Genomic DNA, 14,391 nt, shown 5'->3' with positions numbered 1-14,391 from the left:
GATATTAAGGGAGGAAAACTTTGTAATGTTGGAATTTGACATGGACTTAGACCAATTTGCATCGATAAAAGTTATTGGCGTTGGCGGCGGTGGCAATAACGCTGTAAATCGCATGATTGGTGCCGGCCTGCAGGGTGTTGAATTTATTACTGTTAATACTGATGCACAGGCATTAATCGGTTCTGAAGCTGCGTACCGAATTCAAATCGGCGAAAAACTGACCAAAGGTTTGGGAGCGGGTGCAAATCCTGATATTGGCGAAAAAGCGGCTCAGGAAAGCCGTGAGGATATTATTAAAGTTCTCAAAGGTTCGGACATGGTATTTATTACAGCCGGAATGGGCGGGGGAACGGGCACCGGCGCAGCGCCCGTAGTAGCGGAATGTGCCAGAGAGGTAGGCGCTTTGACTGTCGGTGTTGTAACTAAACCTTTTACATTTGAAGGCCGCAAACGCCAGCTCCAGGCGGAACGGGGCATTGCCAAACTCAAAGAAAAAGTTGATACGCTAATTACTATTCCTAATGACCGCTTACTACAAGTTGTTGATAAACGCACATCAATTATGGATGCCTTTAAAATCGTAGATGATGTGCTGCGGCAGGGTGTACAGGGCATCTCCGACCTTATTGCTGTACCGGCACTCATTAACCTGGACTTCGCCGATGTGAAGACCATTATGAGTGATGCAGGTTCTGCGCTTATGGGTATTGGTTTCGGTACAGGCGATAACCGGGCAATATCTGCTGTTGAAGCTGCAATCAGGAGCCCTTTGCTCGAAATGTCGATTGATGGAGCTAAAGGTGTGTTACTTAACTTTACCGGTGGTCCTAACACCACTTTGTTTGAAGTTAACGAAGCTGCAGATATTATTGCCAAGGCGGCGGACCCTGAGGCAACAATCATTTTTGGGGCTACAATAGACGAACGCTTTGAAGATCAGGTACGGGTTACTGTTATTGCCACTGGCTTTGATCCAAAACCAATACTCAAACCAGGTGACGGCGGTAAAATGGAAACCACGGTTATAGAACCATTTAGAGGGCGGGACTTGGATATCCCGGCTTGGATGCGCCGATAACTTAATTTGTGTGTGAAAACCCCGGCTTATTTATAAGCCGGGGTTTTCATGTCTGTTTTTGAATTTCTTCTTTGGCAAAAAATTACATTATTTTGGTTGAATGCTTGCTATAATTGGCATAGCGGCTTGTGTTAGTGCATATATAGTTATGGATGGTATAAAGTAGACTTAGCTTCAATTGGGGTTTTAACCCATCTGAAGCTAAGTCGTCGGATAAAAACCCCGTGCGGGGAAGGTATGTGCAGTGTACGTTTATGCTGATGTGGTACTCCTTATTAATTTTATAATGAATAGTATTGTACTTTTCTTAACAGCTCACGCTACCTGTACTGGTTTTCGCTGGCAGCGCCTATTGCTGGCGGCATTTTGCGGCGGGCTTTATGCGTTGGGGGAAATCATACCTAAGATTGCATTGGTTTACAGCGCCCCCGGCAAGCTGGCCGCATCTGTAATTATAATTTTTGTAGCCTTTGGCTATCGGTCTGTGAAAACTATGTTAATGCTAGTTGGTACTTTTTATGTTGTATCTTTTGTCTTGGGTGGAGCCGCAATAGGCTGGCTGTATTTTATTCAGAATGAGGCGTCATACCGTCCGGGAAGTATTCTTGCATCATCGTGGAGCAGTCTGGCAATCAGCAGTGCTATAGCGGTAATTCTTATAATATTTATTGCCAGACGGCTAATACATAAACTAAGTCGACGACAGACCTTTTACCAGACGAAAATCGAATACGATGGACGTTGGGTGACTATTACAGGTATGCTTGATACAGGTAACAGTCTTTATTCAATGATAGGCAAAAAACCTGTGGTCCTGTTGGCATGGCAAGCGGCGTTGCCGCTGGTCGGGCCGGCGGTTAGTGAATATTTAACCCGTTACAAACCGGAGGGGTGGCTGGCCAATCTTGATAACTGCCGGGATACTTCATGGTTAGCCAGAGTTGAGGTTATACCCTGCCAGTCTGTTGGTGGACGAAATATGCTGCTTGGCTTTAGGCCGGACAGTATCGTTCTGATAACTCCGGCAGGGGCTATCCATACTACAGAGGTGCTTATAGGTCTTTACAGTGATATTTTTAATTGTGATACCGACTATCAAGCACTCCTGCATCCTGCACTTACAGCTAGGGCAAATTCTACAGAGGGGGCAAATATATGCGCATTACCTGGCCAATAATAAAACTGTATATCAAACTTAAAATAATAGCATTTCTCCAGACAATCGGCTGGCTAAAATCGGATGAGGTATTTTATGTAGGCAGCGCTGAAATTTTACCACCGCCTTTATCCAGTGATGAAGAGGTATTTTTGCTTAATCGCCTGCAAAAAGGTGATAAATCCGTTAAAAGCGTTTTTATTGAGCGCAATTTGCGGTTGGTTGTTTATATCGCCCGTAAGTTTGAGAACACCGGAGTTAGTGTTGAAGATTTAGTCAGCATCGGGACGATCGGGTTAATCAAAGCGGTAAATACATTCGATCCTATAAAAAAAATTAAGCTGGCTACTTATGCATCACGCTGCATTGAAAACGAGATACTCATGTATCTTAGGCGTAATAGTAAAACCCGGGCGGAAGTATCTTTTGATGAGCCGCTTAACATTGATTGGGACGGCAACGAGCTTTTGCTCTCTGATGTGCTGGGGACTGATAATGATATAATTTATAAGTCGGTGGAAGAAGAAGTTGATAAAACGCTGTTATATACCGCAATGAATAAGTTATCCGGGCGGGAACGGCGTATCATGGAACTGCGGTTCGGCTTAAATGATGACGGCAATGAGCGTACGCAAAAAGAAGTAGCCGATATGCTGGGAATATCCCAATCTTATATCTCGCGTCTTGAGAAAAGGATTATAAAACGATTACGCAAGGAAATTAGCCGCATGGAATAAACGAGCGGCTAATTTTTAGTTTTCGTACCAGAAGCATTGGGTTGTCAATTATATTAGGAACTTGAGATCCGGCGTAGCCGGGTCTTTTTTTTTGAAGGCACGGCAGCTTGGCGGCAATATAAGTATAAAACCTTTCAGCCATGGCAATAATGCTTGTGTAAGTATGATTTTAGTAGCTTAGAAAACTGGGGAGGTAACAACATGATAGTAAATAAAGTCGAGATATGTGGTGTAAATACTGCGAAGCTCCCGGTGCTTTCAGCCACTAAAATGCGTGAGCTGTTTGAGGTAATGCAAGGTGGTGAAAGAGCCGCACGGGAACAACTTATTTATAGTAATCTGCGGCTGGTGCTCAGCGTTATTCAGCGGTTTAACAATCGAGGGGAGTATGTTGACGATTTGTTTCAGGTTGGTTGCATTGGTTTAATGAAAGCCATCGACAATTTTGATTTGTCGCAGAACGTTAAATTCTCTACTTACGCAGTGCCTATGATTATTGGAGAAATTCGGCGATACTTACGTGATAATAACCCGATCCGGGTAAGTCGCTCTATGCGCGATGTCGCCTATAAGGCATTACAGGTACGTGATTCGTTGGTCAGCAGGTTTTCTCGGGAGCCGTCCATCAATGAAATTGCCGATGAGCTCAAAGTCCCGCGGGAAGAGATAATTTTTGCATTAGATGCTATCCAGGAGCCAATTTCGCTGTTTGAGCCTATTTATCATGATGGTGGTGATCCAATTTTTGTAATGGATCAGATCAGTGATGATAAGAACCTCGACTTAAGCTGGTTAGAAGGAGTGGCTATCAAGGAAGCCCTGCGTAAGCTGAGTGACCGTGAAAAACACATACTTACCCTAAGGTTCTTTGAGGGTAAAACACAAATGGAAGTGGCTGAAGAAATCGGTATATCCCAGGCGCAGGTATCTCGACTAGAGAAAGCGGCTCTGGGCCATATGCGGAAATATATCTAAAGGTTTTTTATTTGGGAGGCAGTACCATGATGAGGAGAAAACAGTATAAAAAAACGAAAGTATGGTTAGCAGCATTAGCTTGTATTGTATTGTGCGGGTGGGGTATGCTGCTTTATCAGCAAGCGCGCGGCTCGGCAATACCTAACCGTGGCGATTATGTAAGACTGCATATTCTGGCTAACAGCGACAGTGTGGAAGACCAGCGGGTTAAGCTAAAAGTTCGCGATGCGGTTGTAGCCTATATAACTCCTTACGTTACAAATGTTGGCAGTGCTCAGGAGGCGGAAGGAATTATTGTCAATCTGCAACAGGATATTGTTAAGGTAGCACAAGCAACTTTGGTGGAGAATGGGGCACATTACCCTGTTGCCATACAACTAGGGACATTTGATTTCCCTGTCCGCTCATACGGGAATCTGGTATTGCCAGCAGGTGAGTATCATGCCGTTCGCCTGTTGCTGGGTGAAGCAAGCGGACAAAACTGGTGGTGTGTACTTTTCCCGCCGCTTTGTTTTATTGACGGTGCAAATACGGCATTGGCACCATTGTCGTCAGTCCGGGAATCCAGTCAGGAGCTCAAGCCAATTCCTGAAGTTCGTTGGAAAATTGCCGAGTTTTTTAATAATTATTAAAGATACGATATAATTTTCGCCGATACTATTATAGAGCAAAATTGAACTCTGGAAACCTGCATTATTAGTTAGCTAAGATGCAGGTTTCTTGCGTTATAGAGGGGATAAATTTTTCAGTTATATTATACTCTCAAGTTTCTGTTAACCAGCAGAAAAAATCCAGATAAGCCAGGCGCTAACCGATAAAAAATATTATAAATATACTAGTCACGCTTATCCCTTGTCCTTCATATACTTATTGTAGAAAATGATGTTACATACTTAGGGGTGCGCAGAGGAGGGGGACATATGCTGAAAACCAGTGATCTGAAGCTAAAAGAAGTCATAAATGTAGCGGATGGTAAACGCATGGGTACTATAACCGATATAGAGATTGATGTTGAGACCGGCAGACTTACAGCCATCGTAGTGCCAGGGATGGGTAGATTTCTGGGATTATTCGGGCGAAATGAAGATGTGGTTATTCCCTGGGACAAAATTAATAAAATCGGAATGGATGTAATTTTAGTCGAAGCCGGTAATTTTGGAGAACTTAAACATGACTAATAAAAAATCTCTAACCTATTGGATAAGGTTAGAGATTTTTTTTTGCATAAATTTCCCCGCCAGGCAGGAAATGTACAATATGTGGCGTATATTTAAGAATTGGAATACAATATATAGTATGACGCTCTGCCGTGTTACAATTATTATAACACATCCAGCAGAGTATTCAAGGAGTGGTTTATATTGCGCTGCCCGTTTTGTGGCGTGGTTGACAGCAAAGTTGTCGATTCAAGAGCAGCCGACGAAGGAAATTCTATTCGACGCAGGAGAGAATGTTCTGCTTGTGCTCGACGGTTTACTACTTATGAAGTGGTTGAGGAAATACCGCTTATGGTTATTAAGAAAGATGGCCGCCGGGAAATGTTCGACAGAGGTAAACTATTAGGCGGGATATTAAAGTCATGTGAAAAACGGCCAGTACCTGTAAAAGTGATTGAAATAGCGGTCAGCAAAATAGAAAAGGATATTCATGGTTGTGGGGAACGGGAAGTGTCTACCCGGCAGATCGGCGAATCTGTAATGCAGCATCTTAAAGAGATAGATCAGGTTGCCTATGTGCGATTTGCCTCAGTATACCGCCAATTTGCTGATATCAATAATTTTATGCAAGAACTTGAACTCCTTATGAAAACGCAGCATAGAGATTGAATAGAATATGGGGGAAAAATAATGTTTAATAAAATAAGGAAACGCGATGGACGCGAAGCTGATTTTGAAGAAAGCAAAATAACCGAGGCTATTTACAAAGCCGCTAAAGCTGTGGGGGGAGCCGACCGTCAACTGGCTTTGGAGTTAACGCTTGAGGTATTAAAGTTTTTGAAACAGAAACATAGCGGCGGCTTGTTTGGCGTTGAAGATGTCCAGGACGCAGTTGAAAAAGTATTGATTGAAACAGGCCATGCAAAAACCGCTAAAGCATATATCCTGCACCGGGACAAGCGGACCCGGATGCGGGACGCGAAATCAGACTTAATGGATGCTGTTGGGGAAATTTTAGTAGAAACCAGCCGTGAGAATGCCAATGTCTCCAACTCTCCCTCGGCAAAGATGCTGCAAATTGCCAGTGCTGCCAGCAAGGCATTCTATTTAAATCGCCTTATCCCTGAGAAGTTTGCTCAAGCTCATGTTAAAGGCGACTATCACATTCATGATCTGGACTTTTATGGAAAAACGCTAACGTGTGTACAGATACCCTTAGGGCAGTTATTACAGCGTGGCTTCAATAACGGGCATGGTCACATCCGTTCCCCAAAACGCCCTGCATCCGCTACCGCGCTGGCTGCTATTATATTGCAGAGTTCACAAAATGATATGCACGGGGGACAGTCTTTCGCCTTCTTTGACCGTGATATGGCCCCCTTTATGGAAAAGGCCAGCTCGGAAGAAGTATACCAGGCTATGGAGGCGCTGATCTATAATTTAAATAGCATGCATTCCCGGGCGGGTGCGCAAGTGCCTTTTTCCAGTCTTAATGTAGGCACCGACACTTCTCCTGCCGGTCGGGCTGTCACCAAGAACTTGCTTTTAGCTTATGAAAAAGGATTAGGACGGGGCGAGAACCCAATTTTCCCCAATATTATCTTCCGTTTACAGGAAGGGGTAAACTTTAACCCCGGTGACCCCAATTATGATTTATTCAAACTGGCTATTCGTGTGGCGGCGCAACGTCTTAATCCTACTTTCAGTTTTATGGATTCCTCATTTAATAAAGCGTACGGTGATCAGGTCGGCTACATGGGCTGCCGTACCCGGGTAATGTCCAACCGCTGCGGTCCGGAAGTAACTGACGGCCGGGGTAACTTGAGTTTTACCACGATTAATTTGCCGCGTTTGGCTATCAAAGCAGAACGTAACTTTATGAAGTTTTATGAAAGTCTGGCCGAATTTATCGATTTGACCTGTGAACAGCTATACCATCGTTTTCAGGTTCAGGCCAAACTAAAGGTGCGGGACATGCCTTTCTTGATGGGGCAGGGTCTGTACATTGATTCGGACAAGCTGAATCCCAATGATTATATTGACGATGTTATTAAAAATGGCACGCTGTCCGTTGGTTTTATCGGTTTGGCTGAGACACTGACAGCATTGACCGGCTATCATCACGGTGAAAATGAAGAAGCCCAAATTATGGGGGAAGAGATTGTCGCTTTTATGCGGGACAAAATAGATAGGGCCGCCGAGCATTATGATCTGAATTACACCTTGTTAGCCACGCCGGCGGAAGGCTTATCCGGGCGGTTTGTGAAAATGGACCGCCGCGAATACGGTCTTATTCCAGGGGTAACTGATAAAGAATATTATACAAATTCCTTTCATGTCCCTGTTAACTATCCTATTAGTGTGTTTGATAAAATCCGTATTGAAGGTGTATATCACAAGTATGCCAACGCAGGGCATATCAGTTATGTTGAATTCTCGGCACCGCCGGTCAATAACCTGGGAGCATTAGAAGAAATCATCCGCCATATGCGAAAATGTGATTTTGGTTACGCCGGTTTTAACTATCCGGTTGATTTTTGTGAAGGCTGCGGTCATATTGGTGTTATCGACACGGAAGAATGCCCTTCATGCGGTACTTCGAGTGTCCGCCGCGTTCGCCGCATTACCGGTTATCTCAGCACAGTTGATCGGTTCAATGATGCCAAACTTAATGAACTAAACCAGCGAGTACGCCATATTTAGGAAGGGAAAGCGATATGGAGATTAGAATTGCCGGGATAACAGAGGAGAGTATTGTTGATGGGCCCGGACTAAGAATGGTAATATTTGCCCAGGGATGTCCGCACAACTGCGAGGGTTGCCACAATCCTGACACTCATGATATAAAAGCCGGTTATACTGTTGATACTGAAAGTCTTTTCAGCCATATCAAAAAAACGGTTACCCGGAATAAGTTGCTACGCGGAGTAACTCTCTCGGGCGGCGAACCCTTTCTTCAGCCTGGCCCTCTGTCTATCCTGGCCAAGCAGGTGAAACTGCTTGGACTCGATATTGTTACATATAGCGGTTTTACTTTTGAGCAACTGACCGCTATGTCTATAAAAAATAGGCATATTGGGCAACTCATCAGATGCACTGATATTTTGGTTGATGGCTTATACCGTGAAAATGAGCGTGATTTAGGTTTAGCATTCCGCGGCTCGCGTAATCAACGGGTAATTGATGTCAAGGCAACCTTATCCGCCGACAAGGTCATACTATGGGAAGAGGTAGCCCAAAGATTGTGGGCATAGCGTTGGAGCAATAATTTTAGCAAACAGTAACATACTACTGTAATATAGACAAGCGGTATGTTACTGAAGACAACACCATAGGTGGAAGTGATGCAAAATGTCATGGCAACTGAAAGAGCGCCTAAAAAAAATAATAGCCACTGAACAGGGAACACTGTCCTTCGCGCCGGGATCCCGGCAGCCAATGGCGCTAGTGTATCCGAATACGTATCATGTCGGAATGTCGAATCTGGGAATGCATATTATTTATGAACAGATAAACAGCCGGGGGGATACTGCTTGTGAGCGACTGTTCCTACCCGATAAAAAGATATTTGACGAATATATACGAACCAATACACCTTTACTAAGTTTGGAAAACCAAATGCCACTCTATGAATTTCCGCTTATTGCCTTTGCTGTGTCGTTCGAAATGGATTATTTTAATCTTATCACGATACTCCTGGCTGGGAAGGTTCCGGTGCTGGCGGCAGAACGGAAAGAAAGCGACCCTTTAGTTATTATCGGCGGTCCTTGTGCAACCTTTAACCCTGAACCATTGGCCGACTTTGTTGATGCCTGTATTATTGGCGAAGGCGAAGAAGTGATTCATGAATTTCTGGACTGTTATTATGACGCCTTAGCTCAGGGACTGTCCCGAAAAGAACTGTTAATGCGGTTGGTGCAGCTGGACGGTGTATACGTTCCGCACTTTTATCAGCCTGTATATGATGACAGTGGCATCATTGCACGGTACGAGCAGGACGCAGGGGTGCCTAAACAAGTTAAACGGCGTTATATCAAAGATCTGGGGCACTATCCCGGACAAACGGTAATTGTTACGGCAGATACTGAGTTTAAGGATATGTATCTGATAGAAGTTGCCAGAGGGTGTGGCAGGCACTGTCGATTTTGTATGGCAGGCTACTGTTTTCGTAATCCGCGGGTACGTTCATTGGAACAAATATCCGCGGGTGTGAGCCAGGCAAAAAGGATGGGCGCAAAGGTCGGACTTATGGGCGCAGCTATCTCAGATTACCCGGAAATCAATAGGTTATGCAATTTAATATTGGAGCAAGGCTTGACTATGTCAGTTGCCTCGCTGCGAGCAGATTCGCTAACATCTTCGCTAGTGGAAGCTTTGGCTGCCAGCGGCCAAAGAACGATTACATTAGCTCCGGAAGCCGGCAGTGAACGGATGCGTAATATTATCAATAAGCAAATTAGCGATGAACACATTTTTAAGGCGATTGCCACTGCGACGGCGGCCGGGATTCGCCATGTTCGCCTGTATATTATGGTTGGTCTGCCGGGAGAGGGCGAACAAGATATTGAAGACATTATTGAAATGGCAAAAAACGTCAGGAATCATATGGATTCTCTTGGCAGCAAAGGTATACTGACTTTAAGTATTAACCCCTTTATTCCCAAGCCGTTTACTCCTTTTCAGTGGCTGCCGATGGCCTCGCAGGATACGGTATCGTCCAAGCTGAAATATATACAGACTGTGTTAAGGAAGTTGCGGGGCATAGAGGTTTTGATTGAACAACCCAAGGAGGCTTACATCCAAAGCGTACTGGCACGAGGTGATCGCCGCCTTGGCCGCGTATTGCTAACCTCTGTTGAACATGGTGGTGCACGCGGCTGGAAGCAAGCTATTAAAACACATGGTATTGATGAGGCCAGCTATCTGTATCGCGCTAGAGGCCATGATGAGATTTTGCCGTGGAGTAACTTGGATATGGGTTTTGCGATGTCGTATCTTTTAACTGAATTTTACCGGGCGCAGGCGGAGGAACGTACGCCACCCTGTAGTAGCGGATGTAAACGGTGTGGCGTCTGTCAATAATGTCAGATAAAAAATGTATAGCAAAAAGCAGAGCGCTTGCTCTGCTTTTTGCATTTGTATAATATAATGCAAAAATATAAAGGCGATGGTTCCAGGTAGTACGGCTTGCCGTACTACCTGGAACCATCGCCTTTATCCGAAGGGGTAATTTACAAAGTTCAGAGGGTCAATGCCGCTAAGAAGCGTTTGTAGATCTACCCCTGCAATATCATTATATTGCAAATATTATGTAAAGTATAGCGGGAATTTTAGGGAGGGTCCCAAGCTAGAGAGCCCGATATATAATTATTTTTCTAATAACTAATTTCTGAAGATTTGTTGCAGCTCAATCTTGGCCATTGCGCTGATACTCGCAACATAAGTGTATATATCGGATAAATGATCGGAGATCTCCTTTTGGGTAATACCCGGAGGTGCATAAATGAAAAAGGCAGCTTTTTGTGTGGAGGATTTTATTCTGGTTCGTAAGTCAGGTCCATAAATAATACTGGAAATAATTCCTTCATTGTCTTGCATAAACATATCTTCTTGTTTTAGCTGTTGTTCGCGTTCGTTAATGAGAGTATATTTTTCGCTACCCTTTGCAACATTTAGAGTTATGGGCATTTTTAGTGTTGTGTAATCGTGCCCCGCTGTGAGTAAACAATTTTTTAGTTCGGCCATAAACATGGCTTCAACAAGGCTGGCCTTATCTGGGATTTTTTTGCCTTTGAAAACAACTGACTCTATTTGTTGCTTGACATGATAAGTTTTTCCATAACGCTTGTAATAATCATTATACGCCTTAATTGGACTATAATCATTTAAATCTTTCTGGTCTGAAAACTTTGCACCTAGAATCTCTAGCAAAGCTTGTCTGTGAATAGCTAACGCTTTATTTTGTGCTGGGTTAAGTACATTATTTATGACCATGATACCAACACTTGCCTCGGGATATGCTTTTCTCCATGCATCTGTGACGTTTAACAAACTGGACATCTCCTTAAAACCAAATGGTATTTTCCGGCGGATTATATTAATGATAGCATAACAACTGATGCAATCACAGAACCACTTGATTATGAATTCTTGGGGGCCAGTTGAATCCAGTCCTGCTTGCGCATATCAGGGAATTTTAGCCACAGATGACTGTTCGCGGGGAGATAATCTATCTCGCTATAAAAGCATATCCACTATACTACCCGGCGCCTGCTGAATTTGCCGCCTATTTTTCCTTATAGAAGATTAGCATAATGATATCTTTATCAAGCACCAGAGTCTCGCCCGAGATATGTTTATCAAAAATCCATCCGGCCTGGGCCTGTTCATTCAGAATATCCTCAAGCTGTTCACCGTCAAGCCGTGAGGTTCCTAAAAACCCTTTTTTCTTTACCTCTATAACTTTATATTGACGCATATGGGATTCTCCTTTTTGCATAATTTCTTATTCCGTAAACCAGATGATGAATAAATAACTAGCTGCAGTTAAGCATACCCGCTTACCGCGTGAAGATACTATAAACCACCAAAGTCAACAACAGAACTATACAGGCAATATGTATCACTTGTTTCTGCGACAGTTCTGCCTGATTTATATCGTTATCACGGCGAAGTGCTTCGGCGAGCTTGTTATAATCAGGCGTATCATCCACTGGAATCCTAAATATTGGTTTGCCGCAATTCGGACATATTTGAGCATCCTCCGAGCATTCATGGCAACAATAAACACATGTAATCATAGGAGCTCCTTTCTCTGGGGAAAGACGTAAGCCTACGGGTGAAGCAGTTTTTGCAGCAGCTCTGGTGTAAGCTCTTCTTCGGAATATAAAGGGATACCCAGCTTATGCAGCTTTGCGGCTGTGACCCCCAGACCGGGTTTAGTTTTATGGCTGAAGGTACCATCATAAATTCTGAGGCTGCCACAGGATGGACTGCGTTGCTTTATTATAGCAGCAGTAATGTTATGCTCTATTGCAAGCTGAGCACTTTTTTCAGCACCGCAAATGAAATAGGCAGTAACATCCCTGCCATTTTGATCTAGGACTGTACTTTTCCCTTCCAGTACAGCATTGCCTGAACCTGACGTAATTTCGGCCGGGGGACGCGGGGTTGGCAACCCACCCATTACCTCCGGGCAAAAAACGATAATTTCAGCCTGATAAGCTTCCATAAGAAGAGTATTGCCATTGGAGCCGCCGTCGTATTTGGTGCGATGTCCGAGAAGACAAGCACTTACTAGTATCATTATATCACACCTTCTTATATGGACATAAACTAAGAGACAGGCGTATAATTTGCTCTGCTTGGTTGAGGTGAAGGGGGAGCTCGAAAATATATATAGGTAGGGGATAAATATTTTGCACATATATATAGGAAGGAAAATATAATATACTGAAATAAAATGCCCTCTTATTTTTAAATAAGAGGGTTATAAAATACTTTATTATATGTACTTTTAAATGAAATTATAAATTTACATTTTGTATCAACGTTGTTATTTTGCATAAGGCTCGGGATACCTTATACTGCTAAATTAACTGGTCGGGGCGACAGGATTCGAACCTGCGGCCTCTTAGTCCCGAACCAAGCGCGCTACCAAACTGCGCTACGCCCCGGCTCACATTTATTAAGTATACACATTCATAATGACATTGTCAACAGGAAACCACCGTAATTTTTGATAAGTTTTAAGAGGGGATTATGAGTCTTTAGTCCCGCAGGGATTTTTTAGTAAATGTCGAAATTAAAGGAGAAGTTAGTGTTGGAGGTATGTGTTTGAAAATAGCTAAATTAAATATAGGCTTGTTTGTTTTTACTTTTTATATCATATTTATGTTTAGTAATTCCGCGTTTGCGTCTGTTGAAACAATTACCCTCAGACAAGGAGACGTGAACGAGGCTGTTTATGCTCTGCAGAATGAGCTCAAAAAATATGGCTTTTACCAATACGATGTCGATGGTAAGTTTGGTCTGAACACTCGGTTAGCTGTTGTCCAGTTTCAACAGGCCGTTGGCATCGAGGAGGATGGTATTGTTGGCGCAAGTACCTGGCAGGCGCTGCGTAACTATTCAGGTAATAGTGATGTTAGCCGTGGACGGTATGACAGATCATATGGAGGGCAAATAGCTGCATTTGCTCAGAAATTTCTTGGTGTTCCCTATGTATGGGGTGGCTCGGCTGCTTCCGGATTCGATTGCTCCGGGTTCATTTATTATGTTTTTAGTAATCATGGCATTACATTGCCGAGAATGGCGGATGAACAGTATAATTTTGGCCGTCACGTTTCGGCGGCCGAGATTCAGCCTGGTGACTTAGTGTTTTATAGCACCTATACTCCCGGACCTTCACATGTGGGCATATATGTAGGGAATGGTCAGTTTATTCATGCAAGTTCCGCTGCTGGCGAAGTGACCCTGACAGCGATGTCAAAACCATACTATCAGGCAAGATTTTTAGGAGCTTTCCGAATTATTAGGTGAAATTGGGTGATAAAATAGCCGGTTTATTCCGGTTATTTTTGTTTGCCTGGCTGTAGGACGGGAATACTAAAAAAATAATAATTAAATTATTTTTTTACAAAAAGTGTTACGAGTGCGTAAATGTGCTAAAATATCTATGTTAACCTGAAAAAGCTACAATTTGAGGTAGATATGCGAATTATAACCGGAACTGCCAAAGGAATCAGGCTCAAGGCGCCCAGAGGATTGGATGTGCGTCCAACTGGTGACAGGGTAAAAGAATCTATGTTTAATATTCTTGCCAACCTCAAAGCATCTACTAATTCGGAAGTGATTTATGGTGCCAGAGTGTTGGATCTATTTGCTGGTACAGGTAATTTAGGTTTAGAAGCTCTTAGCCGAGGGGCGCATTATGCACTCTTTGTAGACCGCAGTCAGGTAAGTCTTGCCGTCATAAAAGACAATATCCACAGTGCAAGGTTAAATGCACTTGCTGAAGTACGCAGGGGCGACTCGCTTAAAACCTTGGACAGCCTGGCGGAGGCTGCACAAACCTTTAGACTTATATTTATCGATCCTCCTTATAATGAGGGTTTGGTTAATGCTGCGTTACTCAAACTCGACATGACTAGTATTGTTGAACCCGGCGGAGTAATTGTTGTTGAACATTCTAAACATGAGCCGGTAAACACGGACTGGAAGTATCTGCAGTCAATTCGTACCGAACATTATGGTGAAACATTTGTGACTTTTTTGATGCGTTAATGC

At 43.5% G+C, this 14,391-nt stretch carries 16 protein-coding genes and 1 tRNA gene; 12 read left to right on the top strand and 5 right to left on the bottom strand.

Annotated features, from left to right (window positions below; translation table 11 throughout):
- The first annotated feature begins 25 nt into the window (after positions 1-25).
- From ftsZ to SATMO3_RS19090, 10 genes are all read left to right on the top strand, one after another.
- On the top strand, positions 26-1,078 hold the full coding sequence (gene ftsZ / locus SATMO3_RS19135; protein ID WP_371371331.1) for a cell division protein FtsZ: 1,053 nt from the start codon (positions 26-28) through the stop codon (positions 1,076-1,078).
- A gap of 244 nt (positions 1,079-1,322) precedes the next feature.
- Positions 1,323-2,255, top strand: a complete 933-nt coding sequence (locus SATMO3_RS19130; RefSeq protein WP_371371330.1) for a sigma-E processing peptidase SpoIIGA — start codon at positions 1,323-1,325, stop codon at positions 2,253-2,255.
- Positions 2,234-2,971 (top strand): RNA polymerase sporulation sigma factor SigE, encoded by a 738-nt coding sequence (gene sigE, locus SATMO3_RS19125; protein ID WP_371371329.1) that lies wholly within the window; start codon positions 2,234-2,236, stop codon positions 2,969-2,971. The genes SATMO3_RS19130 and sigE overlap by 22 nt, the downstream gene beginning before the upstream one ends.
- Before the next feature lie 201 nt (positions 2,972-3,172).
- The gene (gene sigG, locus SATMO3_RS19120; RefSeq protein WP_371371328.1) at positions 3,173-3,946 is read left to right on the top strand and encodes an RNA polymerase sporulation sigma factor SigG; all 774 of its coding nucleotides are present in this window, start codon (positions 3,173-3,175) and stop codon (positions 3,944-3,946) included.
- Between the two features lie 26 nt (positions 3,947-3,972).
- Positions 3,973-4,578 (top strand): stage II sporulation protein R, encoded by a 606-nt coding sequence (gene spoIIR, locus SATMO3_RS19115; protein WP_371371327.1) that lies wholly within the window; start codon positions 3,973-3,975, stop codon positions 4,576-4,578.
- A gap of 288 nt (positions 4,579-4,866) precedes the next feature.
- Entirely contained in the window at positions 4,867-5,124 is a 258-nt protein-coding gene (locus SATMO3_RS19110; protein ID WP_371371326.1) for a YlmC/YmxH family sporulation protein, read from the top strand.
- 183 nt (positions 5,125-5,307) lie between these two features.
- Positions 5,308-5,772: a transcriptional regulator NrdR gene (gene nrdR / locus SATMO3_RS19105; protein WP_371371325.1), complete on the top strand. Its 465-nt coding sequence runs from the start codon at positions 5,308-5,310 to the stop codon at positions 5,770-5,772.
- A gap of 21 nt (positions 5,773-5,793) precedes the next feature.
- A complete protein-coding gene (gene nrdD, locus SATMO3_RS19100; protein WP_371371324.1) occupies positions 5,794-7,806 on the top strand; it encodes an anaerobic ribonucleoside-triphosphate reductase in 2,013 nt (670 codons plus the stop codon).
- A gap of 14 nt (positions 7,807-7,820) precedes the next feature.
- The gene (nrdG, locus tag SATMO3_RS19095) at positions 7,821-8,357 is read left to right on the top strand and encodes an anaerobic ribonucleoside-triphosphate reductase activating protein (RefSeq protein ID WP_371371323.1); all 537 of its coding nucleotides are present in this window, start codon (positions 7,821-7,823) and stop codon (positions 8,355-8,357) included.
- A 97-nt stretch (positions 8,358-8,454) separates the two neighbouring features.
- Positions 8,455-10,185, top strand: a complete 1,731-nt coding sequence (locus tag SATMO3_RS19090) for a TIGR03960 family B12-binding radical SAM protein (RefSeq protein WP_371371322.1) — start codon at positions 8,455-8,457, stop codon at positions 10,183-10,185.
- Positions 10,186-10,485: 300 nt separating this feature from the next.
- On the opposite strand, the gene SATMO3_RS19085 is transcribed toward SATMO3_RS19090, so the two are convergent.
- From SATMO3_RS19085 to SATMO3_RS19065, 5 genes are all read right to left on the bottom strand, one after another.
- Positions 10,486-11,154 carry a phenylalanine--tRNA ligase beta subunit-related protein gene (locus SATMO3_RS19085; RefSeq protein ID WP_371371321.1) on the bottom strand — a complete coding sequence of 223 codons (669 nt, stop codon included), beginning with the start codon at positions 11,152-11,154 and terminating at the stop codon, positions 10,486-10,488.
- A 235-nt stretch (positions 11,155-11,389) separates the two neighbouring features.
- Positions 11,390-11,581, bottom strand: a complete 192-nt coding sequence (locus SATMO3_RS19080) for a DUF4177 domain-containing protein (protein ID WP_371371320.1) — start codon at positions 11,579-11,581, stop codon at positions 11,390-11,392.
- 82 nt (positions 11,582-11,663) lie between these two features.
- On the bottom strand, positions 11,664-11,903 hold the full coding sequence (locus SATMO3_RS19075) for a hypothetical protein (RefSeq protein ID WP_371371319.1): 240 nt from the start codon (positions 11,901-11,903) through the stop codon (positions 11,664-11,666).
- Between the two features lie 32 nt (positions 11,904-11,935).
- Positions 11,936-12,409: a DUF523 domain-containing protein gene (locus tag SATMO3_RS19070; protein ID WP_371371318.1), complete on the bottom strand. Its 474-nt coding sequence runs from the start codon at positions 12,407-12,409 to the stop codon at positions 11,936-11,938.
- A gap of 293 nt (positions 12,410-12,702) precedes the next feature.
- Positions 12,703-12,779: transfer RNA gene (locus tag SATMO3_RS19065), tRNA-Pro, on the bottom strand.
- 154 nt (positions 12,780-12,933) lie between these two features.
- Between SATMO3_RS19065 and SATMO3_RS19060 the strand changes: the two genes are divergently transcribed.
- A complete protein-coding gene (locus SATMO3_RS19060) occupies positions 12,934-13,644 on the top strand; it encodes a C40 family peptidase (RefSeq protein WP_371371317.1) in 711 nt (236 codons plus the stop codon).
- Between the two features lie 132 nt (positions 13,645-13,776).
- Positions 13,777-14,388: a 16S rRNA (guanine(966)-N(2))-methyltransferase RsmD gene (gene rsmD / locus SATMO3_RS19055; protein WP_371381755.1), complete on the top strand. Its 612-nt coding sequence runs from the start codon at positions 13,777-13,779 to the stop codon at positions 14,386-14,388.
- Positions 14,389-14,391 lie beyond the last annotated feature (3 nt).

Origin of the sequence: Sporomusa aerivorans, from assembly GCF_041428895.1 — a bacterium.
GTDB classification, from domain to species: domain Bacteria; phylum Bacillota; class Negativicutes; order Sporomusales; family Sporomusaceae; genus Sporomusa; species Sporomusa aerivorans.
Note: the sequence above shows the minus strand (reverse complement) of the source record. Positions and strands in the feature narration are given on the sequence as shown.

What these genes read in the sequence shown, in the direction of transcription:
- ftsZ (WP_371371331.1), top strand. Translation starts at nt 26, where the DNA reads ATGTTGGAATTTGACATGGACTTAGACCAATTTGCATCGATAAAAGTT.
- sigE (WP_371371329.1), top strand. Translation starts at nt 2,234, where the DNA reads ATGCGCATTACCTGGCCAATAATAAAACTGTATATCAAACTTAAAATA.
- sigG (WP_371371328.1), top strand. Translation starts at nt 3,173, where the DNA reads ATGATAGTAAATAAAGTCGAGATATGTGGTGTAAATACTGCGAAGCTC.
- spoIIR (WP_371371327.1), top strand. Translation starts at nt 3,973, where the DNA reads ATGATGAGGAGAAAACAGTATAAAAAAACGAAAGTATGGTTAGCAGCA.
- SATMO3_RS19110 (WP_371371326.1), top strand. Translation starts at nt 4,867, where the DNA reads ATGCTGAAAACCAGTGATCTGAAGCTAAAAGAAGTCATAAATGTAGCG.
- nrdD (WP_371371324.1), top strand. Translation starts at nt 5,794, where the DNA reads ATGTTTAATAAAATAAGGAAACGCGATGGACGCGAAGCTGATTTTGAA.
- nrdG (WP_371371323.1), top strand. Translation starts at nt 7,821, where the DNA reads ATGGAGATTAGAATTGCCGGGATAACAGAGGAGAGTATTGTTGATGGG.
- SATMO3_RS19090 (WP_371371322.1), top strand. Translation starts at nt 8,455, where the DNA reads ATGTCATGGCAACTGAAAGAGCGCCTAAAAAAAATAATAGCCACTGAA.
- SATMO3_RS19080 (WP_371371320.1), bottom strand. Translation starts at nt 11,581, where the DNA reads ATGCGTCAATATAAAGTTATAGAGGTAAAGAAAAAAGGGTTTTTAGGA.
- SATMO3_RS19075 (WP_371371319.1), bottom strand. Translation starts at nt 11,903, where the DNA reads ATGATTACATGTGTTTATTGTTGCCATGAATGCTCGGAGGATGCTCAA.
- SATMO3_RS19070 (WP_371371318.1), bottom strand. Translation starts at nt 12,409, where the DNA reads ATGATACTAGTAAGTGCTTGTCTTCTCGGACATCGCACCAAATACGAC.
- SATMO3_RS19060 (WP_371371317.1), top strand. Translation starts at nt 12,934, where the DNA reads ATGTGTTTGAAAATAGCTAAATTAAATATAGGCTTGTTTGTTTTTACT.